This is a genomic window from Aurantimonas aggregata, assembly GCF_010500835.1.
GTDB classification, from domain to species: Bacteria; Pseudomonadota; Alphaproteobacteria; order Rhizobiales; family Rhizobiaceae; genus Aurantimonas; species Aurantimonas aggregata.
Map to the genome: position 1 here is coordinate 88,080 of NZ_JAAAMJ010000013.1, position 20,338 is coordinate 108,417.

Here is a 20,338-nt window from a genome sequence, read left to right on the forward strand (position 1 = left end):
GCCGCCTCGCGCTTGATACCCGGTCTCCGCTCCAGCAGCTCCTTGAGGAAGTGCCCGGTGTAGGAGCGCTCGACCTTGACCACGTCCTCGGGCGTGCCGGTAGCGACGATCTCGCCGCCGCCGTCGCCGCCCTCGGGGCCGATGTCGACCAGCCAGTCGGCCGTCTTGATGACTTCGAGATTGTGCTCGATCACGACCACCGTGTTGCCGCGGTCGACGAGGTCGTGCAGCACCTCGAGCAGCTTGGCGACATCGTGGAAATGCAGGCCGGTGGTCGGCTCGTCGAGGATGTAGAGCGTGCGGCCGGTCGCCTTGCGCGACAGTTCCTTGGCGAGCTTGACGCGCTGCGCCTCACCGCCGGACAGCGTCGTCGCCTGCTGGCCGACCTTGATGTAGCCGAGCCCGACCTCCTTCAGCGTCGCCAGCTTGTCGCGCACCACCGGCACCGCGGCGAAGAAGTCCACGCCTTCCTCGACCGTCATGTCGAGCACGTCGGCGATCGACTTCTCCTTGAAGGTGACCTCCAGCGTCTCGCGATTGTAGCGCTTGCCGTGACAGACGTCGCAGGTGACGTAGACGTCGGGCAGGAAGTGCATCTCGATCTTGATGACGCCGTCGCCCTGACACGCCTCGCAGCGCCCGCCCTTGACGTTGAAGGAGAAGCGGCCGGGCTGGTAGCCCCGCGCCTTGGCTTCCGGCAGGCCGGCGAACCAGTCGCGGATCGGCGTGAAGGCGCCGGTATAGGTCGCGGGGTTGGAGCGTGGCGTGCGGCCGATCGGCGACTGGTCGATGTCGATGACCTTGTCGAGCAGCTCCAGCCCTTCGACCTGGTCGTGCACGGCGGGAACGTCGCGGGCGTTGGAGATGCGCCGCGCGGCAGCCTTGTAGAGCGTCTCGATCAGGAAGGTCGACTTGCCGCCGCCGGAAACGCCGGTGACGCAGGAGAACAGCCCGAGCGGTATCTCGGCGGTGACGTTCTTCAGATTGTTGCCGCGCGCACCGACGACCTTGAGGCGCTTTCCCTTCTGCGGCTTGCGCCTTTTGGCCGGCACCGGCACGCCGAGATCGCCGGAGAGATAGCGGCCGGTCAGCGAGTTCGGATGCGCCATCACCTCGGCCGGCGTGCCGGCGGCGATGACCTCGCCGCCGTGGATTCCGGCGGCCGGCCCGATGTCGACGACATAGTCGGCAGCGAGGATGGCGTCCTCGTCGTGCTCGACGACGATGACCGTGTTGCCGATGTCGCGCAGGTGCTTCAGCGTCACCAGCAGCCGCTCGTTGTCGCGCTGGTGCAGGCCGATCGACGGCTCGTCGAGCACGTAGAGCACGCCGGTGAGGCCGGAGCCGATCTGCGAGGCGAGGCGGATGCGCTGGCTCTCGCCGCCGGACAGCGTGCCGGAAGCCCGCGACAGCGTCAGGTATTCCAGGCCCACGTCGTCGAGGAAGCGCAGCCGCTCGCGGATCTCCTTGAGGATGCGGACGGCGATCTCGTTCTGCTTGGCGTTGAGCTTCTCCGGGAGCGCCTCGAACCACTCGCGCGCAGCCCGGATCGACAGTTCGGTAGTTTCGCCGATATGCCGCCCGGCGATCTTGACCGCCAGCGCCTCGGGCTTCAGCCGGTAGCCGGCGCAGGCCGGGCAAGGGGTCGCCGACATGAAGCGCTCGATCTCCTCGCGCATCCATGCGGAATCGGTCTCCTTCCAGCGCCGCGCCAGATTGGTGACGACGCCCTCGAAGGCCTTGGTCGTCTTGTAGGAGCGCAGCCCGTCATTGTAGCGGAACTCGATCTTCTCCCGGCCGGTGCCGTCGAGGATCGCAGTCTGCGCCGCCGCCGGGATATCGGCCCAGCGATCGGTCTGCTTGAAGCCGTAGACACGGCCGAGCGCGTCCAGCGTCTGCCCGTAATAGGGAGAGCTCGATTTCGCCCAGGGGGCAATGGCGCCGCCCTTCAGCGTCAGCGCCTCGTTCGGCACCACCAGCTTCGGATCGACGGCCTGCTGCGAGCCCAGCCCGTCGCAGCGCGGACAGGCGCCGAACGGGTTGTTGAAGGAGAACAGCCGCGGCTCGATCTCGGGGATGGTGAAGCCGGAGACCGGGCAGGCGAACTTTTCCGAAAACACCAGCTGGCGCGGCTTGCCGTTCTCGTCGAGCCCGTCGGCATATTCCGCGACGGCGAGACCGTCGGCGAGGCCCAGCGCCGTCTCGATCGAATCCGCCAGCCGCGCCGACAGATCCGCCCGCACGACGATGCGGTCGACGACCACGTCGATGTCGTGCTTGTATTTCTTGTCGAGCGCCGGGGCGTCGGCGATGTCGTAGAACTCGCCGTCGATCCGAACCCGCTGGAAGCCCTTCTTTTGCAGCTCCGCCAGTTCCTTGCGGTACTCGCCCTTGCGGCCGCGGATCATCGGCGCGAGCAGATAGAGGCGGGTGCCTTCCTCCAGCTCCAGCACCCGGTCAACCATCTGGCTGACCGTCTGGCTCTCGATCGGCAGGCCGGTCGCCGGCGAATAGGGGATGCCGACACGGGCGAACAGCAGGCGCAGATAGTCGTAGATCTCGGTGACGGTGCCGACGGTCGAGCGCGGGTTCTTCGACGTCGTCTTCTGCTCGATGGAGATGGCGGGCGACAGACCGTCGATCTGGTCGACATCCGGCTTTTGCATCATCTCCAGGAACTGCCGCGCATAGGCCGACAGGCTCTCGACGTAGCGGCGCTGCCCCTCGGCATAGATCGTGTCGAACGCCAGCGACGACTTGCCCGAGCCGGACAGTCCGGTCATGACGATCAGCCTGTCGCGCGGCAGGTCGAGGTCGACGTTCTTGAGATTGTGTTCGCGGGCGCCGCGAATGGAGATCGTCTTCAATTCGGCCATGAAGCGCTCGGCATTCCTTGTCGTGGGATGACGCGGTTATCTATGTCTTCCGCACCGCAGTTCCAAGCGGCAGCCGCGATTCGTTCCGCTGTTGCATGTTCTCTATTCGTTCTATAGCCTCCCGCATCGTTTCGCAACGCGGAAGCCACACCTCCGGCGCGGGCCTCGGCACTGCACCGAAATCTTCCGCTGGATAAGCCGGCCGGGGCGCCCCCGGCGGTTTCGCCCGGCAACGCGGTCCGATATGGTCGCCGCCGGCAGAAAAGTATGGAGTTCCTCATGGCAGGCAGCGTGAACAAGGTGATCCTGGTCGGCAATCTCGGAGCCGATCCGGAAGTGCGCCGCCTCACATCCGGCGACGCCGTGGTCAACATGCGCATCGCCACGTCGGAGAGCTGGCGCGACCGCCAGTCGGGCGAACGGCGCGAGCGCACCGAGTGGCACAACGTGGTGATCTTCAACGAGAATCTCGTGAAGGTCGCCGAGCAGTACCTGAAAAAGGGCGCCAAGGTTTACATCGAAGGCGCGCTGCAGACCCGCAGCTGGGAGGACCAGACGGGCCAGAAGCGCTACACGACCGAAGTGGTCCTGCAGAAGTTCCGTGGTGAACTCCAGATGCTGGACGGTCGCGGCGAAGGCGGCGGCGGTTCCGGCGGCGGCGGCGGCGGTTACGAAAGCGGCGGTGGCGGATCGCGCGGCGGTGGCTCCGGCGGCCCCAGCAGCGGCGGCGGCGGCGGCGCATCGGGCGGCGGCGATCGGGGCGGCTACGGCGGCGGCGGATCCTCACGCGATCTCGACGACGAAATCCCGTTCTGAGGCCTGCCGGCAGTAGGTCGAGGCACCGAGAAGTCGGCAAAGGCGAGCGGCGCGAAAGCGCCGCTCGCCTCATGCGTTTAGGCAAGGCCCGGGCCGCCCCTCAAAGCGCGGCAGCCTGGCTCGAGACCATCAGCAGTGCCGCGCCGTCGGCCACGAACTGCACCGCCAGTGCGGCAAGCAGGACGCCCAGCAGCCGGGAGATCACCGCCCGGCCTGTCACGCCGAGAAACCGGTCGATCCGGTCGGCAACGGCGAGAAAGCCGAAGGTGATGACCATCGTGACGAACAGGATGGCGACGAGGCCGGCCCGGCCCGCGACCGTGGGCAGGTTGCCGGAAAGAAGGATCACCGCCGAGATCGCGCCCGGCCCGGCGATCAGCGGGATCGCCAGCGGGAAGGCCGCGACGTCCGCCACCTCCGGATCGTCGACCGCCCGGTCGGCACTGCGCTGGTGGCGCTCCTGGCGTCGCTCGAAGACCAGCTCGAAGCCGATCCAGAACAGGAACAGGCCGCCTGCGACGCGAAAGGCCCCCAGCGTGATGCCGAGGCCCTCCAGCAAAGCCGTGCCGGCTACGGCGAAGAGGACGAGGATCACGAAGGCGATGACGCAGGCGCGCACCGCGATCGAGCGGCGCTCCACCGCGTTGGCATCCGGCGTCACGGCCAGGAACAGCGGCACCAGTCCGAGCGGGTCGATGATGACGAAGATCGTCACGAAGCCGCTGAGGAGGATGTCGACCATGCGCACTCGCGAGAAAGCCACCGGAGCTTCTGCCTAGCAGTTGCCGATGCGCGGTCAACCTCGCCCTGCGGAAGCCGGCATTTCGGGCGATTCGGCAAGCGCCGGCGGACATTGTGGCACTGCCCACACGGGTTTCTTTTCGCCCGGTTGCAAGCGATTGAAAAGACTACTCAAAAACCCCATCTGAAAAGCCTCGCCGATTTGCACCGGTGAGGCCATCCGCGCTATAGCGGGGCAGCGATTTCCGAGCTCTTCAGGACGATTTCTTGGCCGATACAGACGACAAGACGACGCCGCCGGAACGATCGAGCGGCATTGATTCCATCTCCATCATCGAGGAAATGCAGCGCAGCTATCTCGATTACGCGATGAGCGTGATCGTCAGCCGCGCGCTGCCCGACGTGCGCGACGGCCTCAAGCCGGTGCACCGGCGCATCCTCTACGCCATGCGCGAGATGGGCCTCGTCCATAACCGCTCCTACCGCAAGTCCGCCGGTGTCATCGGCGAGGTGATGGGCAAGTTCCATCCGCACGGCGACTCGGCGATCTACGACGCGCTGGTGCGCATGGCGCAGGACTGGTCGCTGCGGGCGCCGCTGATCGACGGGCAGGGCAATTTCGGGTCGATCGACGGCGATCCCCCGGCCGCCATGCGTTACACCGAGTGCCGGCTGGAGAAGATCTCCGACCCGCTGCTCGAGGACATCGACAAGGAAACCGTCAATTTCCAGGAGAACTACGACGGGCGCGAGATGGAGCCGGTGGTTCTGCCGGCGCGTTTCCCCAATCTCCTGGTCAACGGCTCCGGCGGCATCGCCGTCGGCATGGCGACCAACATCCCGCCGCACAATCTCGGCGAGGTGATCGACGGCTGCATCGCGACGATCGACAACCCGACGATCTCGCTCGAAGAGATCATGGCGATCATTCCCGGCCCGGATTTCCCGACCGGCGGCATCGTCCTCGGCAAGGCCGGCATCCTGTCTGCCTATTCGACCGGCCGCGGCTCGATCCTGATGCGCGGCAAGGTCCATACGGAGGCCATCCGCAACGACCGCGAAGCCATCGTCATCACCGAGGTCCCGTACCAGGTGAACAAGTCGTCGATGATCGAGAAGATGGCCGAGCTCGTGCGCGACAAGCGCATCGAGGGCATCTCCGACATCCGCGACGAGAGTGACCGCGACGGCTACCGCGTGGTGATCGAGCTGAAGCGCGACGCGACGGCCGACGTCATTCTCAACCAGCTCTACCGCTTCACCCCGCTGCAGACCTCGTTCGGCGCCAACATGGTCGCGCTGAACGGCGGCAAGCCCGAGCAGCTGACGCTGCAGGAAATGCTGGCGGCGTTCATCTCCTTCCGCGAGGAAGTGGTGAACCGGCGTACCAAGTACCTGCTGCGCAAGGCGCGCGAACGCGCTCACGTGCTGGTCGGCCTCGCCATTGCCGTCGCGAACATCGACGAGATCATCAAGCTGATCCGCCAGGCACCGGATCCGCAGACAGCGCGCGAGCAGCTGATGGAGCGGCATTGGGACGCCAAGGACGTTGCGCCGCTGATCCGCCTCATCGACGATCCGCGCCACCGCATCTCCGAGGAGGAGACTTACCGGCTCTCCGAGGCGCAGGCACGTGCCATCCTCGACTTGCGCCTGCAGCGCCTCACGGCGCTCGGCCGCGACGAGATCGGCGACGAGCTCAACAAGATCGGCGCCGAGATCAAGGAGTATCTCGAGATCCTGTCGTCCCGCACGCGGGTCCGCGAGATCATCAAGGCCGAGCTGACCGCCATCCGCGACGAGTTCGCCACGCCGCGCCGCACTGTCCTCAGCGAGGGCGCGGCCGACATGGACGACGAGGACCTGATCCCGCGCGAGGACATGGTCGTCACCGTCAGCCATGGCGGCTACATCAAGCGCGTACCGCTCGCCACCTATCGGGCGCAGCGCCGCGGCGGCAAGGGCCGCTCCGGCATGTCGCTGAAGAACGACGAGGATTCGGTCACCCGGCTGTTCGTCGCCAACACGCATACGCCGGTGCTGTTCTTCTCCTCGCGCGGCATCGTCTACAAGGAGAAGGTCTGGCGCCTGCCGCTGACCACGCCTCAGTCGCGCGGCAAGGCACTGATCAACCTGCTGCCGCTGGAGAAAGGTGAGCGCATCACCTCGATCCTGCCGCTGCCGAGCGACCCGGAGGCGGCTGCCGAGCTCAACGTGATGTTCGCCACGACCCGCGGCACGGTCCGGCGCAACAAGCTGTCGGACTTCGTCCAGGTCAACCGCAACGGCAAGATCGCGATGAAGCTGGACGAGGGTGACGAGATCCTCGCCGTCGCCACCTGCTCGGAACAGAACGACGTTTTCCTGGTCGCCTCGTCCGGCCAGTGCATCCGCTTCCCGGTGACCGACGTGCGCGTTTTTGCCGGCCGCAACTCGGTCGGCGTGCGTGGCATCTCGCTGGGCACCGGCGAGAGCGTCATCTCGATGGCGATCCTCAACCATGTCGACGCCACGCCGGCGGAGCGCGTCTCCTACCTGAAGATGCGCCGCGCGGTCGAAGGCGAAGCGGTGGGCGACGTCACCGCCGAGCCGACGGTCGAGGAAGAAGGCGTCGAGGACGTCTCCATCGACCAGGAGCGCTACGCCTATCTCGGCGCCGCCGAGGAGTTCATCCTCACCGTCAGCGAGTTCGGCTACGGCAAGCGGTCCTCGTCCTACGAGTTCCGCACCAGCGGCCGCGGCGGCAAGGGGATCCGTGCCACCGACGTCTCGCGCCTCGCCGATATCGGGCCGCTGATCGCCGGCTTCCCGGTGGAAGCGGAGGACGAACTGCTGCTGATTTCCGATCGCGGGCAGATGATCCGCGTCCCGGTCGAGGGCATCGGCTTCAAGGGCCGCGCGACAAAGGGCGTGACCATCTTCCGCACCGCCGACGGCGAGCGCGTCGTGTCCGTGGAACGCATCCCGGATCAGGGCGAGGACGAAGCCGGGGAGGCGGAAGCCGACAGCACCGACGATGTGCCGCCGTCCGACGACGCGCCGGGGAAATCAGAAGCACCAGATGCTCCGGACGATCTGCCACCGGAATAAAACGAAAAAAGGCCGCCCTGCACATGCCGGGCGGCCTTTTGGTTATCAGGGAAGAATGATCGTCGAGCCTTGCGTCCATTCGACCGCTAGTCGGCTCCACTCGCTTCCGTTGTCGCTGGCGCGAAGGCCGCGACGACGAGCGATCAGCGCATCAGGCGCGAGCGGTTCGCCGTGACTTTGACGCGGGCGCGCTGCGATTCGTTGTGAAGGGTAACGACGGTAGCCGTGACGAGCGTGACGACCATGGCCAGCGAAAGTGCGAAGACGAGCATATGGAATTCTCCATCAATTCGGCTGAATAACTGCAGCAGTCCGATTTAGTTCCACCCTGCCTGGTGCGGCTGTAACGGAAGATGAAGCTGGTGGTCATGAGACGTTCAGGTCCGCCGCGACGAGACGGCCGGGAATTGCTTGGACGCTCCCGAGAGAGTAGGCGGATTTGATGAAGCGCGCTTTCTACCCGGGATCCTTCGATCCGATCACCAACGGCCACATCGACATCCTCCGCCAGGCGAGGGCGGTGTTCGACGAGGTCGTCGTCGGCATCGGCATCCATCCCGGCAAGAAACCGATGTTCGACTTCGACGAGCGGGCCTCGCTGATCACCGATTGCCTGGATACGCCGGTCGAGGTCGTGGCGTTCGACGGGCTGGTGGTCGACGCCGCGACGAAGGCCGGCGCGGTCGCCCTTGTTCGCGGCCTGCGCGACGGGACGGATCTCGACTACGAGATGCAGATGGCGGGGATGAATGGGGCCATGCGTCCGCAGATCGTCACCGTGTTCTTTCCGGCCTCGCCGCCGACAAGGCCCATAACCGCCACATTGGTTCGCCAGATCGCCCTGATGGGTGGCGACGTCGCATCGTTCGTGCCTGCCAATGTCGCACAAGCGATACGAAGGAAAGTCGCCTGACGCGCAATGCGTGGGCGCCAAGGTCTGGGATGGAAACCACATGAAATTATTCGCAACGCTCGGCCTCGCTAGCGCGATGACCTTCGCGGCCTTTGCCGGCCCCGCCGCCGCGCAGGGCGCCGATCCCGAGAACACGTTGGTCATCACCACCGCGTCGGGCGACATCACCATCCAGCTGCGGCCGGATCTGGCACCCAACCATGTCGAGCGGATCAAGACGCTCGCCGGGGACGGCTTCTATGACGGCCAGGTGTTCCACCGCGTCATCGACGGCTTCATGGCGCAGACCGGCGATCCGACCGGCACCGGCATGGGCGGCTCCGACCTGCCCGATCTCGAGGCGGAATTCTCCGACGAGACCTTTGATCGCGGCACGCTGGGCATGGCGCGTTCGCAGGATCCGAATTCGGCAAACTCGCAGTTCTTCATCATGCTTGCCGACGGCGACTTCCTCGACGGCCAGTACACGGTCGTCGGCGACGTCGTCGAAGGCATGGAAAATGTCGATCAGATCAAGAAGGGCGATGCGGCCCAGAACGGCTCCGTCGAGGATCCGGACAAGATGGTGAAGGTCCGGCTCGCCGGCCAGGAATAACCGCCCGAGACGGCAAGGCCCGCGTGGGGGGTTGTCGGAACCGGCAAATTCCCCCAAGGAAGGTCCATATGCGCCTCGCGTCATCCGCGGGGCGCTTCGGCATGGAGCCGATCTATCAAGGAGAACAAGATGGCGCAGGATACCCCCGAGGATCTCTTGATCCTGGAGACGACGAAGGGACGCGTGGTTATCCGCCTCCGGCCCGACCTCGCACCGCGGCACGTTGCCCGCGTCAAGGAACTTGCGCGCGAAGGCTTCTATGACGGCGTGGTCTTCCACCGCGTCATCGACGGTTTCATGGCGCAGACCGGCGACCCGACGGGCACCGGCGCCGGCGGCTCCGAGAAGCCCGATCTCGTAGCCGAATTCACCGCCGAGCCGCACAAGCGCGGCACGGTGTCGGCTGCACGGACGGCGAACCCGAACTCGGCCAATTCCCAGTTCTACATCTGCTTCGATCGCGCCCCGTGGCTCGACAAGCAGTACAGCATCTGGGGCGAAGTGATCGAAGGCATGGAAAATGTCGACAAGATCAAGCGCGGCGAGCCGGTGACCGATCCGGATTCGATCACCACGATGCGCGTCGCTGCCGACGTCTGATGCGGCCGGGAGATCCGGCAGTAGCCGGCATCTCCCTGCCTTGGCTTCGCTGAATCGATCCCGGGGTCCGCAAGGGCCCCGGGATTTTACCATCCATGGACTGCCGCGATGCGCGTCGACCAATTCGATTTCCAGCTTCCCGACGAACTGATCGCCCTTCGCCCGGCAACGCCGCGCGAGAGCGCCCGGCTGCTCACGGTGTCGACAGACGGGGGGCTGGCCGACCGCACGGTCGACGACCTGCCGTCGCTACTCGAACCGGGCGACGTGCTGGTCTTTAACGACACCAAGGTAATTCCCGCGCAGCTTGAAGGCCGCCGCATCGGCCGCGGCACCGAGGAGCCGTCCGTCGGCGTCACGCTGCACCAGCGGCTCGATGGCGCGACTTGGAAGGCCTTCGTGCGCGGCGCCCGCAAGCTGCAGCCGGGCGACACGGTCCGCTTCGGCAATGAGGGGAGCGTCTGCCTCCTCGGCACGCTCGACGCCGTCGTTCAGGAAAAGGGCGAGGCCGGCGAGGTGACGTTCGCCTTTGCCTTCCACGGCGCCGCGCTCGACGAGGCGATCGCCACCGTCGGCTCGATCCCGCTGCCGCCCTACATCGCCACGCGCCGACCGGTCGACGACGACGACCGGCGCGACTACCAGACCATCTATTCGCGCGAGGCAGGCGCCGTCGCGGCGCCGACGGCGGGGCTGCATTTCACCCCGTCGCTGATGGAGCGCCTGGCGGAACGCGGCGTCGTGACGGAGTTCCTGACGCTGCATGTCGGCGCCGGCACCTTCCTGCCGATGAAGGCCGACGACACGCAGGACCACCGCATGCATGCCGAGACCGGCCACATCGACGCCGCGACCGCCGCTCGCCTGACCGAGGCGAAGCGCGCCGGCCGAAGAATCGTCGCCGTCGGCACCACCTCGCTGCGGCTGCTCGAGAGCGCCGCAGCCGACGACGGCAGCATCGCGCCGTTTTCCGGATCGACGGAGATCTTCATCACCCCCGGCTACCGCTTCAAGGCCGTCGACCGGCTGATGACGAACTTCCACCTGCCGCGCTCGACGCTGTTCATGCTGGTGTCGGCCTTCTCGGGGCTGGAGACGATGCAGGCGGCCTATGCCCATGCGATTGCCGGCAACTATCGCTTCTATTCCTACGGGGATGCCTGCCTTCTCGATCGGACGGGCACATGAGCCAGCACTTCCAGTTCCAGCTGACGGCGACCGACGGCCTTGCCCGTCGCGGCGAGATCACCATGCCGCGCGGCAACGTGCGCACCCCGGCCTTCATGCCGGTCGGTACCGCCGGCACGGTCAAGGCGATGTATCTCGACCAGGTCCGCGACCTCGGCTCGGACATCATTCTCGGCAATGTCTATCACCTGATGCTGCGGCCGGGTGCCGAGCGCGTCGCGCGGCTCGGGGGCCTGCACGAATTTGCCCGTTGGCCGCATCCGATCCTCACCGATTCTGGCGGCTTCCAGGTCATGTCGCTGGCGGCGCTGCGCAAGCTCGACGAGAAGGGCGTGAAGTTCCGCTCGCATCTCGACGGCTCCGAGCACGCGCTGACCCCGGAACGCTCGATCGAAATCCAGGGCCTGCTGGACAGCGACATCCAGATGCAGCTCGACGAATGCATTCGACTGCCGGCCGAGCGCGCCGAGATCGAGCGCGCCATGGAGATGTCCCTGCGGTGGGCCGAGCGCTGCGCCGTGGCCTTCGGCGACCAGCCCGGCAAGGCGATGTTCGGCATCGTCCAGGGCGGCGATCTGATCGACCTGCGCATTCGGTCGGCCGAGCGTCTCGCGGCGATGGACCTCAAGGGCTATGCCGTCGGCGGCCTGGCGGTGGGGGAGCCGCAGGCGGTGATGCTGGCGACGCTCGACGAGACGCTGCCGGTGCTGCCGACGAAAAAGCCACGTTATCTGATGGGGGTCGGCACGCCGCAGGACATCCTGCGCTCGGTGGCGCGTGGTATCGACATGTTCGACTGCGTGATGCCGACGCGCTCCGGCCGCCACGGGCTCGCGTTCACCCGCTTCGGCAAGGTCAATCTGAAGAACGCCCGCCACGCCGAGGACAGCCGCCCGCTCGACGAGACATCGGACTGCCCGGCCTCGCGCGATTATTCGCGGGCCTATCTGCACCATCTCGTGCGCGCCAACGAGGCGCTCGCCTCGATGCTGCTGACCTGGAACAATCTCGCCTACTACCAGTCGCTGATGGCCGGCATCCGCGCTGCCATCGAAGGCGGCCAGTTCGAGGCTTTTGCCGCGCAAACCGAGGAAGACTGGGCACGGGGCGACATCTCGCCGCTGTAGGCGGTCACAGCGTCCGGGGCATGCGATCAGCTCGACCCAAGGTTCGAGACGCTCAGTCGTCGTTGGAAGAATTGAGATCCTCGGGCCGACGCCCCGTCTCGGATCGCACGATCCGCGCGACGATCTCACGTCGTCCGGTGGAGTGGTCCGGCGGGAGTATCTCTATTTCCATGGGAATGCCGAGCTCGGCCGCACGGCCGAGCGCTTCGGTCAGGGCCGCGGCGCTGGTCTCGACGGCATCGACTGCCGCCTTGGCGGCGGGTTCGTTCAGATGATGGTCCATGCCAGAGAGATGGAGGTCGGCGCGCGCTTCGGCAAGCTTTCGCAGGCTGCGCGTGTCGGAGGGGGTTAAAGCTGCCGAGGACATTTGTCGGCGATCATGTGGCCAGATGCACGACTGGTGACAAACTCAGAGGTACAAACTGTTGCCTATGTCTCCGGGCCGCGCAGGTAAAATTTGGTGAGCGCGCAGGGACTCGAACCCTGGACCTACAGATTAAAAGTCCGTTGCTCTACCAACTGAGCTACGCGCTCGCACCGCCCGTGAACATCACCGGCGGAGACGCGGCGGACCATAGGTAGCGGCCCTTTGGCGGTCAACCGGAAATTCCGCCGCATCCCGTGACGCGATTGCGATTTGCCCGAGAGCAACGCGCGGTCTAGAACCCGGCGCGATCCGCCCACCCTGCGGCGGCGCAACGCGATCCAGCCGAAGGCGAGCCGCTTGCTCTCAGACCTCTCCTATCCGACCGCGGTCTTCGCCGGTGCGCTGTCGTTCCTGTCGCCCTGCGTGCTGCCGCTGGTGCCGCCCTATCTCTGCTACATGGCCGGCGTGTCGGCGGAGGACCTGCGCAGCGGCCAGGTTGCCGGCACGGCGCCGCATACGCGGCTGCTCGCCACAGCCGTCAGCTTCGTCCTTGGCTTCTCGACCGTGTTCGTCATGCTCGGCGCCGGCGCCAGTTCGATCGGCCAGATGCTGCGGCAAAATCTCGACTGGCTGGGGATCATCGCGGGTCTGGCGATCATCGTCATGGGGCTGAACTTCCTCGGCGTGTTCCGGCTCACCTTCCTGTCGCGCGAAATACGGATGCGCGCGCCGGACCGGCCGCACAGCATTGGTGGCGCCTATCTCATGGGGCTCGCTTTCGCCTTCGGCTGGACGCCTTGCATCGGGCCGGTTTTGGGGGCGATCCTCGGTCTGGCGGGCACGCAGGCGACGGTGGGCGAGGGGGCGCTGATGCTCGGCTTCTATTCGGCCGGGCTCGGCATTCCGTTCATCCTGGCGGCGGCGTTCTCCGGCGCCTTCCTGCGCTGGCTCAGCGGCTTCCGGGCGCATCTCGGCACGGTCGAGAAGGCGATGGGAGGGCTGCTCGTCGTCACCGGCATCCTGTTCCTGACCGGCGGCATGCAGGCGATGTCCTTCTGGCTGCTCGAGACCTTCCCGGCCCTGCAGACGATTGGCTGAGAGCGGCCACCGCCAGCGCATCGCCTGTTTCGCAGGCGCGAAGAACGTTCTTGCAAATGACACCGCCGGCGGTGATGATTCTTCACGCGGATGCCGCCCGGTTCGTGCCAGGCGCGGCGACGCCGGAGGTCTCCTGAGCGATGGCGCGGCTGCGTAATTACTTTCTGACCGGGTTCATCGTCTGCGCCCCGCTGGCGATCACCGCCTGGATCACCTGGTCCTTCATGGGCTGGGTGGATGGCTGGGTGAAACCCTACATTCCCGCCCAGTACACGCCGGACACCTATCTGCCTTTCGCGCTGCCGGGCTTCGGCCTCGTCGTCGCGCTGGTGCTGATCACGCTGATCGGCTTCCTCACCGCCAATTTCATCGGCCGGGCGATCATCGGCGGCAGCGAGAACGTCCTCGGCCGCATGCCTCTGGTGCGGTCGGTCTATACGGCGCTGAAGCAGATCTTCGAGACGGTGCTGGCCGACCGGTCCTCGTCCTTCAAGACGGCGGCGCTGATCGAATATCCACGGCCGGGCCTGTGGTGCCTGGTCTTCGTGGCGACGACGGCGCGCGGCGAGATCGCCCAGGTGCTGTCCGACCAGGGCGACGAGATGCTGGCGGTGTTCCTGCCGCCGACGCCCAACCCGACCTCCGGCTTCCTGCTCTTCGTGCCCCGCGAGGACGTGCGCATCCTCGACATGAGCATCGAGGCGGCGCTGAAGCTGGTGATCTCGGCGGGCCTCGTCTCGCCGGAGGACGATCCGGCCGGACCGCTGTCACCGCAGCAGGCGTCGCGCCTGGTTTCGGAGCGGCTGCGGGCACGGGAAAGGCCTGAACCGGTCGACTGACCGGCGCGCCATGCGCCCCCGGCGGTCAGCCGGAGCGCAGCAGCCGCACCGCTTCGTCCTTGCCGAACAGATAGAGCAGCGCGCGGAGGCACTCGCCGCGCGGCGTCGTCAGCTCAGGGTCGGTCGCCAGCACCAGCCGCGCATCGTCGCGGGCGACCTCCATCAAATCGGCATGGTGCTCCATCCGGGCGATGCGGAAGAACGGCGCGCCGGATTGCTGGGTGCCGAGCAAATCGCCTTCGCCGCGCAGCTTTAGGTCCTCCTCGGCGATGCGGAAGCCGTCCTCGGTGTCGCGCATCACCGCAAGCCGCGCCGCCGCCGTCTCGCCCAGGGGGGCGCGATAGAGCAGCACGCAGGAAGAGGGCTTGGCGCCGCGCCCGACCCGGCCGCGCAGCTGGTGCAACTGGGACAGGCCGAAGCGCTCGGCATGCTCGATGACGATGATCGTCGCGTCCGGCACGTCGACGCCGACCTCGATGACGGTCGTCGCGACCACCAGCTTCGTCCGGCCAGCCTTGAAGTCGGCCATCGCGCGGTCCTTTTCCTCCCCGGACATACGGCCGTGGACGAGGCCGACCGCGGAGCCGAAGAGCTGGCTCAGCTGCCGGAACCGCTCCTCGGCGGCCATCAGGTCGCTCTTCTCCGATTCCTCGACCAGCGGGCAGACCCAATAGAGCCGCTCGCCGGCCTCCATGGCCTTGCCGGCCCGCGCGATGATCTCGTCCAGCCGCTCCATCGGCACGGCGACGGTGGTGATCGGCTTGCGGCCGGCCGGCTTGCCGGTCAGGCGCGACACGTCCATGTCGCCGAAGGCGGCGAGCACCAGCGTCCGCGGGATCGGCGTCGCCGTCATCACCAGGAGGTCGGGCGAGGCGCCCTTGCGGGTCAGGCTGAGCCGCTGGTGGACGCCGAAGCGATGCTGTTCGTCGACGACGACGAGACCGAGATCATGATAGGCGACGGCCTCCTGGAAAACGGCGTGGGTCCCGACGACGATCTGCGTCCGGCCCGTAGCGATGGCGTCGAGCTTCTCGGCGCGGGTCCGCCCGGTGTCGCGGCCGGTGAGCAGCGTCAGGCTGAACCCCGCCACCTCGCAGAGCCGCGACAGGCCGTCATGGTGCTGGCGCGCCAGGATTTCGGTCGGCGCGAGCAGCACCGACTGGGCGCCGGATTCCGCCGCCGTCGCCATCGCCATGAGCGCGACGACGGTCTTGCCGGCACCGACATCGCCCTGCAGCAGCCGCAGCATCCGCTCGCCCGACGCCATGTCGGCGCGGATCTCCGCGACCGCCTGGTCCTGGCCGTCGGTGAGGGTGAAGGGCAGGGCGGCAACGACGCGGCGTGACGATTCCCCCGTGCCCGGCATGGCGCGGCCACGACTGGCCTTCATCCGCTGGCGCGACAGGGCCAGCGCCAGCTGGCTGGCAAGGAACTCGTCATAGGCGAGCCGGCGGTAGCCCGGACCCTCCGGCGCCAGATCGATCGCGTCCGCCGGATCGTGCAGGCCGCGCAGCGAGGCACCGAACGCGGCAAAGCTCTCGCGGCGCATGACGCCGGGATCGATCCACTCGCCGAGTTCCGGGAGCCGCTCCAGCGCCTGGGTGATGGCCTTGCGCAGAATCTTCGGCGAGAGGCCGGCGGTCATCGGATAGACCGGCTCGACCAGCGTCAGCGTCTCGGCCTCGGCCAAAGGGGCGACGAAGTCCGGATGCACCATCGAGGGCCGGCCGTTGAACCATTCGACCCGGCCCGAGACGATCATCGTCTCGCCGACCGGCAGCAGCTTCTCCAGCCAGCCGGACTGGCCGCGAAAGTAGGTGAGGGCGATCTCGCCGGTCTCGTCCTGGGCGAAGACCTTGTAGGGCACCGAGCGCTGCGCCCGCCCCGGTGCCTGGTGGCGGTCGACGCGGACGGTCAGCGTGACGATCGAGCCTTCCGGCGCCAGCGCGATCTCGGCGCGCTTGCGCCGGTCGATCAGCCCGCTCGGCAGGTGAAACAAAAGGTCGCGGACCCGGACCGTCTCGCCGGCACCGGCGAGCAGCGTCTGGAATTGCGTCGCGACTTTCGGCCCGACGCCATCGAGCGTGGTGACGGCGGCGAACAGCGGATCGAGGATCGAGGGGCGCATCGGCGCGAGGTTTAGCCGCGTTCCGGCCGAAGGCAAGGCTGACAGTGCCGAAGGCTCCCTATATAGAGGCGGCATTCACACCACAGGATCGTCATGACTGGTATGCAGCGCTCCTCGAGCGATCTCGATGTCCGTCGTCGCAAGGCGCTTTTCCGGTCCTGGCACCGGGGCACCCGCGAGATGGACCTGGTGCTCGGCCGCTTCGCCGATTCCGAGATCGACCGCCTTACCGACGCCGAGCTCGGGGAGTACGAACATCTGATGGAAGCGATCGACCGCGACCTGTTCCAGTGGATGACCGGCGAGGTGGAAACACCCGCCGAATACGACACGCCGATCTTCCGCCGCGTTCGCGACTTCCATGGCGGCGCCTGGGAGGAGCAGGGATGAGCATCTCCCCGAAGCTGAAGAAGGCGCTGGAGCGCGGCGCGGGCCTCGAGATCGGCAACGTCCTCGAGGGCTACGAGGCGTTCCTGCTCGCCGATATCGCGCGGCTGCGCGGGGCCAAGAAGCCCGTCGTCTTCGTCATGCGCGACGGCAACCGGATCGGCGAGCTGGAAGACGCGCTGCGCTTCGTCGCGCCCGAGCTGCCGGTGCTGACGCTGCCGGCCTGGGACTGCCTGCCCTATGACCGTGTCGGCCCGTCTTCGGATGCGGCGGCGCGCCGGCTCTCGGCGATGGCGGCGCTCGCGGCCCTCAGGCGCGATCCGCACCGGGCGCTGATCCTGACGACCGCCAATGCGCTCCTGCAGAAGATGCCGCCGGCCAGCGTCCTCGCCGAGGAGACCATCGTCGCCAATGTCGGCGGCCGGGTGGCGATGGAGGACATCGTCCGTACGCTGCAGCGCGGCGGTTTTGAGCGCGTTGCCACGGTGCGCGAGCGCGGCGAGTTCGCCGTGCGCGGCGGCATCCTCGACCTGTTCGCGCCCGGCGAGGAGGAGCCGGTTCGGCTCGACTTCTTCGGCGACACGCTGGAGACGATTCGCGCCTTCGACCCCGCCACCCAGCGCACGACGCGGCAGCTGCGCAATTTCGAGCTGGCGCCGGTCTCCGAGATCACGCTCCGCGAGGACACGATCAGCCGGTTCCGCACCGGCTATGTCCGGCGCTTCGGCGCGCCGATGCGCGGCGACGCACTCTATGCCTCGATCAGCGAGGGCAAGCGCTTCTCCGGCATGGAGCACTGGCTGCCGCTGTTCTACGAGCGGCTGGACACGCTCTTCGACTATTGCGACGGCTTCCCGATGGTCCTCGACCATCTGGTGGCGGAAGCGGTCGGCGAGCGCCGGACGACGATCGAGGACCACTACCAGGCCCGCAAGGAAGGCGCCGGCCAGGTCAGCGGCGAATCGGTGCCGTATCATCCGGTCGAACCGGGGGAACTGTATCTGACCGCGGACGAGATGGCGGCGGGTCTAGCGATCGCCGATCCGGTCCGGCTGTCGGCCTATCGCGTGCCGGACGCGCCGAACCTCGACGTCCACAATCTCGACATCACCCGCGGCCGCAATTTCTCGACCGAGCGCACCAGCGGCGACACCAACGTCTTCGAGGCGGCGGTGAAACATATCGGCAAGCTGCGGGCGGACGGTAAACGCGTCGTCCTGGCTGCCTGGACGGAAGGCTCGCGCGAGCGCCTCGCCCAGGTCGTCGAGGAGCACGGCCTCGAAGGGCTGAAGCCCGTCGACAGCCTGAAGAAGGTCAACGAGGCGCCGAAGAATCTCGTTCTTGCCGCCGTTCTCGGGATCGAGTCGGGTTTCGAGACGCCGGATCTCGCGGTGGTCGGCGAACAGGACATTCTCGGCGACCGGCTGGTGCGGCGCGGCCGCAAGAAGCGCGCCTCGAACTTCATCTCCGAAGTGACCGGCCTCGACGAAGGCGACATCGTCGTCCACGTCGACCACGGTATCGGGCGCTTCGTCGGGCTCAAGACGATCGAGGCGGCGGGCGCGCCGCATGATTGCCTCGAACTGCGCTATGCCGGCGACGACCGGCTGTTCCTGCCGGTCGAGAACATCGAGCTCCTGTCGCGCTACGGCGGCGAGGGCTCCGAGGCGATGCTCGACAAGCTCGGCGGCGGCAACTGGCAGGCCCGCAAGGCCAAGCTAAAGAAGCGCCTGCTCGACATGGCGGCGGGGCTGATCCGGCTCGCCGCCGAACGCGCGACGCGCGGGGCGCCGAAGCTGCTGCCGCCGGACGGGCTCTGGGACGAGTTTGCCGCGCGCTTCCCCTACGAGGAAACCGAGGACCAGATGGCGGCGATCGACGCCGTCGTCGACGATCTGTCGCTCGGCCGCCCGATGGACAGGCTGATCTGCGGCGACGTCGGCTTCGGCAAGACCGAGGTGGCGCTGCGCGCTGCCTTCATCGCCGCGATGCACGGCCTGCAGGTCGCAATCGTCGTGCCGACGACGCTGCTCGCACGCCAGCACTTCAAGACCTTCAGCGAGCGCTTCCGCGGCCTGCCGCTCAATGTCGCGCAGGCATCCCGGCTGGTGACCACCAAGCAGCTGGCCGAGACCAAGAAGGGCGCCGCCGACGGCACGATCGACATCGTCGTCGGCACCCATGCGCTGCTCGGCAAGGGTGTCAACTTCAAGAACCTCGGCCTGCTGGTGATCGACGAGGAGCAGCATTTCGGCGTCAAGCACAAGGAGCGGCTGAAGGAGCTGAAATCCGACGTGCACGTCCTGACCCTGTCGGCGACGCCGATCCCGCGGACGTTGCAGCTGGCGCTCACCGGTGTCCGCGAGCTGTCGCTAATCACCACCGCGCCGGTCGACCGGATGGCGGTGCGAACCTTCGTCAGCCCGTTCGACCCGCTGGTGGTGCGCGAGACGCTGCTGCGCGAGCGCTATCGCGGCGGGCAGAGCTTCTATGTCTGCCCGCGCCTGTCGGATCTCGCGGGGATCAAGGAATTCCTCGACCGCGAGGTGCCGGAACTGAAGGTCGCCGTCGCCCACGGCCAGATGCCGGCGGGCGAACTCGACGACGTCATGAACGCCTTCTACGAGGGCCAGTACGACGTCTTGCTCTCGACCACGATCGTGGAATCCGGTCTCGACATTCCCTCGGCCAACACGATGATCGTGCATCGCGCCGACATGTTCGGCCTGGCGCAGCTCTACCAGTTGCGCGGCCGCGTCGGCCGCTCCAAGCTGCGAGCCTATGCGCTGTTGACGATCCCCGCGAACAAGACCCCGACCAAGGGCGCCGACCGCCGCCTGAAGGTCCTGCAGTCGCTCGACACGCTCGGTGCCGGCTTCCAGCTGGCGAGCCACGATCTCGACCAGCGCGGCGCCGGCAACCTGCTCGGCGACGAGCAGTCCGGCCACGTCAAGGAGGTCGGCTTCGAGCTCTACCAGCAGATGCTGGAGGAGGCGGTGGCCGAGATGAAGGGCGTCGAGAGCGAGAGCGACGGCCAGTGGTCGCCGCAGATCGCGCTCGGCACCTCGGTGATGATCCCGGAAAGCTTCGTCCCGGACCTGCAGCTGCGGATGACGCTCTATCGCCGGCTCGCCGATCTCGGCGACGCCCGGGAGATCGACGCCTTCGGCGCCGAGCTTATCGACCGTTTCGGTCCGCTACCGACCGAGGTCGACCATCTGCTCAAGGTGGTCTTCATCAAGGCGCTCTGCCGCAAGGCGAATATCGAGAAGCTCGATGCCGGGCCAAAGGGCCTCGTCGTCAGCTTCCGCGAGAAGAACTTCGCCAATCCCGGCGCGCTGGTCCGCTACATCTCGGAGCAGGGGGCCGCCGCGAAGATCCGTCCGGACCAGTCGATCGTATTGATCCGCGACTGGTCGACACCGGAGAAGCGGCTCAACGGTGCCGCGACGATCGCCACGCAGCTGGCGCGCTTCGCGGGCGAGGCGGAGAAGAAGGCCGCCTGAGAGCGGCTATCCGAGGGACGGCCGCTCTGGGTTACACCTTGCGGCGCCAGCGGCGGAGGCCCATAAT

At 67.1% G+C, this 20,338-nt stretch carries 15 protein-coding genes, 1 tRNA gene and 1 pseudogene; 11 read left to right on the forward strand and 6 right to left on the reverse strand.

Annotated elements, in window-relative coordinates; all coding sequences use genetic code 11:
- Positions 1-26: 26 nt before the first annotated feature.
- Positions 27-2,876 (reverse strand): annotated as a pseudogene (gene uvrA / locus GTW51_RS15875) (excinuclease ABC subunit UvrA); the annotation flags it as partial.
- Positions 2,877-3,155: 279 nt separating this feature from the next.
- Here uvrA and ssb point away from each other — a divergent pair.
- A complete protein-coding gene (gene ssb / locus GTW51_RS15880) occupies positions 3,156-3,692 on the forward strand; it encodes a single-stranded DNA-binding protein (RefSeq protein ID WP_163045040.1) in 537 nt (178 codons plus the stop codon).
- A gap of 100 nt (positions 3,693-3,792) precedes the next feature.
- On the opposite strand, the gene GTW51_RS15885 is transcribed toward ssb, so the two are convergent.
- Positions 3,793-4,440 (reverse strand): MarC family protein, encoded by a 648-nt coding sequence (locus tag GTW51_RS15885; protein ID WP_163045041.1) that lies wholly within the window; start codon positions 4,438-4,440, stop codon positions 3,793-3,795.
- Positions 4,441-4,775: 335 nt separating this feature from the next.
- Here GTW51_RS15885 and gyrA point away from each other — a divergent pair, with 335 nt between their 5' ends.
- The gene (gyrA, locus tag GTW51_RS15890; RefSeq protein ID WP_246233205.1) at positions 4,776-7,523 is read left to right on the forward strand and encodes a DNA gyrase subunit A; all 2,748 of its coding nucleotides are present in this window, start codon (positions 4,776-4,778) and stop codon (positions 7,521-7,523) included.
- 143 nt (positions 7,524-7,666) lie between these two features.
- On the opposite strand, the gene GTW51_RS24355 is transcribed toward gyrA, so the two are convergent.
- On the reverse strand, positions 7,667-7,795 hold the full coding sequence (locus tag GTW51_RS24355) for a hypothetical protein (protein WP_281354618.1): 129 nt from the start codon (positions 7,793-7,795) through the stop codon (positions 7,667-7,669).
- Positions 7,796-7,965: 170 nt separating this feature from the next.
- On the opposite strand from GTW51_RS24355, the gene coaD reads away from it, so the two are divergent.
- From coaD to tgt, 5 genes are all read left to right on the forward strand, one after another.
- The gene (coaD, locus tag GTW51_RS15895) at positions 7,966-8,436 is read left to right on the forward strand and encodes a pantetheine-phosphate adenylyltransferase (RefSeq protein ID WP_163045005.1); all 471 of its coding nucleotides are present in this window, start codon (positions 7,966-7,968) and stop codon (positions 8,434-8,436) included.
- Between the two features lie 40 nt (positions 8,437-8,476).
- A complete protein-coding gene (locus GTW51_RS15900; protein ID WP_163045006.1) occupies positions 8,477-9,031 on the forward strand; it encodes a peptidylprolyl isomerase in 555 nt (184 codons plus the stop codon).
- 129 nt (positions 9,032-9,160) lie between these two features.
- Complete coding sequence (locus GTW51_RS15905; protein ID WP_163045007.1) at positions 9,161-9,631, forward strand: peptidylprolyl isomerase; 471 nt, start codon at positions 9,161-9,163, stop codon at positions 9,629-9,631.
- 108 nt (positions 9,632-9,739) lie between these two features.
- Entirely contained in the window at positions 9,740-10,819 is a 1,080-nt protein-coding gene (queA, locus tag GTW51_RS15910) for a tRNA preQ1(34) S-adenosylmethionine ribosyltransferase-isomerase QueA (protein ID WP_163045008.1), read from the forward strand.
- Positions 10,816-11,946 carry a tRNA guanosine(34) transglycosylase Tgt gene (gene tgt, locus GTW51_RS15915; protein ID WP_163045009.1) on the forward strand — a complete coding sequence of 377 codons (1,131 nt, stop codon included), beginning with the start codon at positions 10,816-10,818 and terminating at the stop codon, positions 11,944-11,946. Before queA ends, tgt begins: the two co-directional genes overlap by 4 nt.
- Positions 11,947-11,998: 52 nt before the next feature.
- Here the strand turns inward: tgt and GTW51_RS15920 are convergent, their stop codons facing one another.
- The gene (locus tag GTW51_RS15920) at positions 11,999-12,313 is read right to left on the reverse strand and encodes a hypothetical protein (protein WP_163045010.1); all 315 of its coding nucleotides are present in this window, start codon (positions 12,311-12,313) and stop codon (positions 11,999-12,001) included.
- A gap of 91 nt (positions 12,314-12,404) precedes the next feature.
- Positions 12,405-12,480 (reverse strand) — tRNA-Lys (locus GTW51_RS15925).
- A 190-nt stretch (positions 12,481-12,670) separates the two neighbouring features.
- Here GTW51_RS15925 and GTW51_RS15930 point away from each other — a divergent pair.
- Both GTW51_RS15930 and GTW51_RS15935 read left to right on the forward strand, forming a co-directional pair.
- Complete coding sequence (locus GTW51_RS15930) at positions 12,671-13,411, forward strand: cytochrome c biogenesis CcdA family protein (RefSeq protein ID WP_163045011.1); 741 nt, start codon at positions 12,671-12,673, stop codon at positions 13,409-13,411.
- A 140-nt stretch (positions 13,412-13,551) separates the two neighbouring features.
- Positions 13,552-14,250 carry a DUF502 domain-containing protein gene (locus GTW51_RS15935; protein WP_163045012.1) on the forward strand — a complete coding sequence of 233 codons (699 nt, stop codon included), beginning with the start codon at positions 13,552-13,554 and terminating at the stop codon, positions 14,248-14,250.
- A gap of 25 nt (positions 14,251-14,275) precedes the next feature.
- Here the strand turns inward: GTW51_RS15935 and recG are convergent, their stop codons facing one another.
- Positions 14,276-16,378, reverse strand: coding sequence for an ATP-dependent DNA helicase RecG (gene recG / locus GTW51_RS15940; RefSeq protein WP_163045013.1), 2,103 nt, complete (start codon positions 16,376-16,378; stop codon positions 14,276-14,278).
- 93 nt (positions 16,379-16,471) lie between these two features.
- Here recG and GTW51_RS15945 point away from each other — a divergent pair, with 93 nt between their 5' ends.
- Both GTW51_RS15945 and mfd read left to right on the forward strand, forming a co-directional pair.
- Positions 16,472-16,768 (forward strand): FAD assembly factor SdhE, encoded by a 297-nt coding sequence (locus GTW51_RS15945; protein WP_163045014.1) that lies wholly within the window; start codon positions 16,472-16,474, stop codon positions 16,766-16,768.
- Complete coding sequence (gene mfd, locus GTW51_RS15950; protein ID WP_163045015.1) at positions 16,765-20,271, forward strand: transcription-repair coupling factor; 3,507 nt, start codon at positions 16,765-16,767, stop codon at positions 20,269-20,271. Before GTW51_RS15945 ends, mfd begins: the two co-directional genes overlap by 4 nt.
- The last annotated feature ends 67 nt before the right edge of the window (positions 20,272-20,338 follow it).

Excerpts from the sequence above, each read along its gene's own strand:
- gyrA (WP_246233205.1), top strand. The coding sequence starts at position 4,776 with ATGCAGCGCAGCTATCTCGATTACGCGATGAGCGTGATCGTCAGCCGC.
- GTW51_RS15945 (WP_163045014.1), top strand. The coding sequence starts at position 16,472 with ATGACTGGTATGCAGCGCTCCTCGAGCGATCTCGATGTCCGTCGTCGC.
- GTW51_RS15900 (WP_163045006.1), top strand. The coding sequence starts at position 8,477 with ATGAAATTATTCGCAACGCTCGGCCTCGCTAGCGCGATGACCTTCGCG.
- recG (WP_163045013.1), bottom strand. The coding sequence starts at position 16,378 with ATGCGCCCCTCGATCCTCGATCCGCTGTTCGCCGCCGTCACCACGCTC.
- GTW51_RS15905 (WP_163045007.1), top strand. The coding sequence starts at position 9,161 with ATGGCGCAGGATACCCCCGAGGATCTCTTGATCCTGGAGACGACGAAG.
- GTW51_RS15935 (WP_163045012.1), top strand. The coding sequence starts at position 13,552 with ATGGCGCGGCTGCGTAATTACTTTCTGACCGGGTTCATCGTCTGCGCC.
- tgt (WP_163045009.1), top strand. The coding sequence starts at position 10,816 with ATGAGCCAGCACTTCCAGTTCCAGCTGACGGCGACCGACGGCCTTGCC.
- GTW51_RS15920 (WP_163045010.1), bottom strand. The coding sequence starts at position 12,313 with ATGTCCTCGGCAGCTTTAACCCCCTCCGACACGCGCAGCCTGCGAAAG.
- GTW51_RS24355 (WP_281354618.1), bottom strand. The coding sequence starts at position 7,795 with ATGCTCGTCTTCGCACTTTCGCTGGCCATGGTCGTCACGCTCGTCACG.
- coaD (WP_163045005.1), top strand. The coding sequence starts at position 7,966 with ATGAAGCGCGCTTTCTACCCGGGATCCTTCGATCCGATCACCAACGGC.
- ssb (WP_163045040.1), top strand. The coding sequence starts at position 3,156 with ATGGCAGGCAGCGTGAACAAGGTGATCCTGGTCGGCAATCTCGGAGCC.
- queA (WP_163045008.1), top strand. The coding sequence starts at position 9,740 with ATGCGCGTCGACCAATTCGATTTCCAGCTTCCCGACGAACTGATCGCC.
- mfd (WP_163045015.1), top strand. The coding sequence starts at position 16,765 with ATGAGCATCTCCCCGAAGCTGAAGAAGGCGCTGGAGCGCGGCGCGGGC.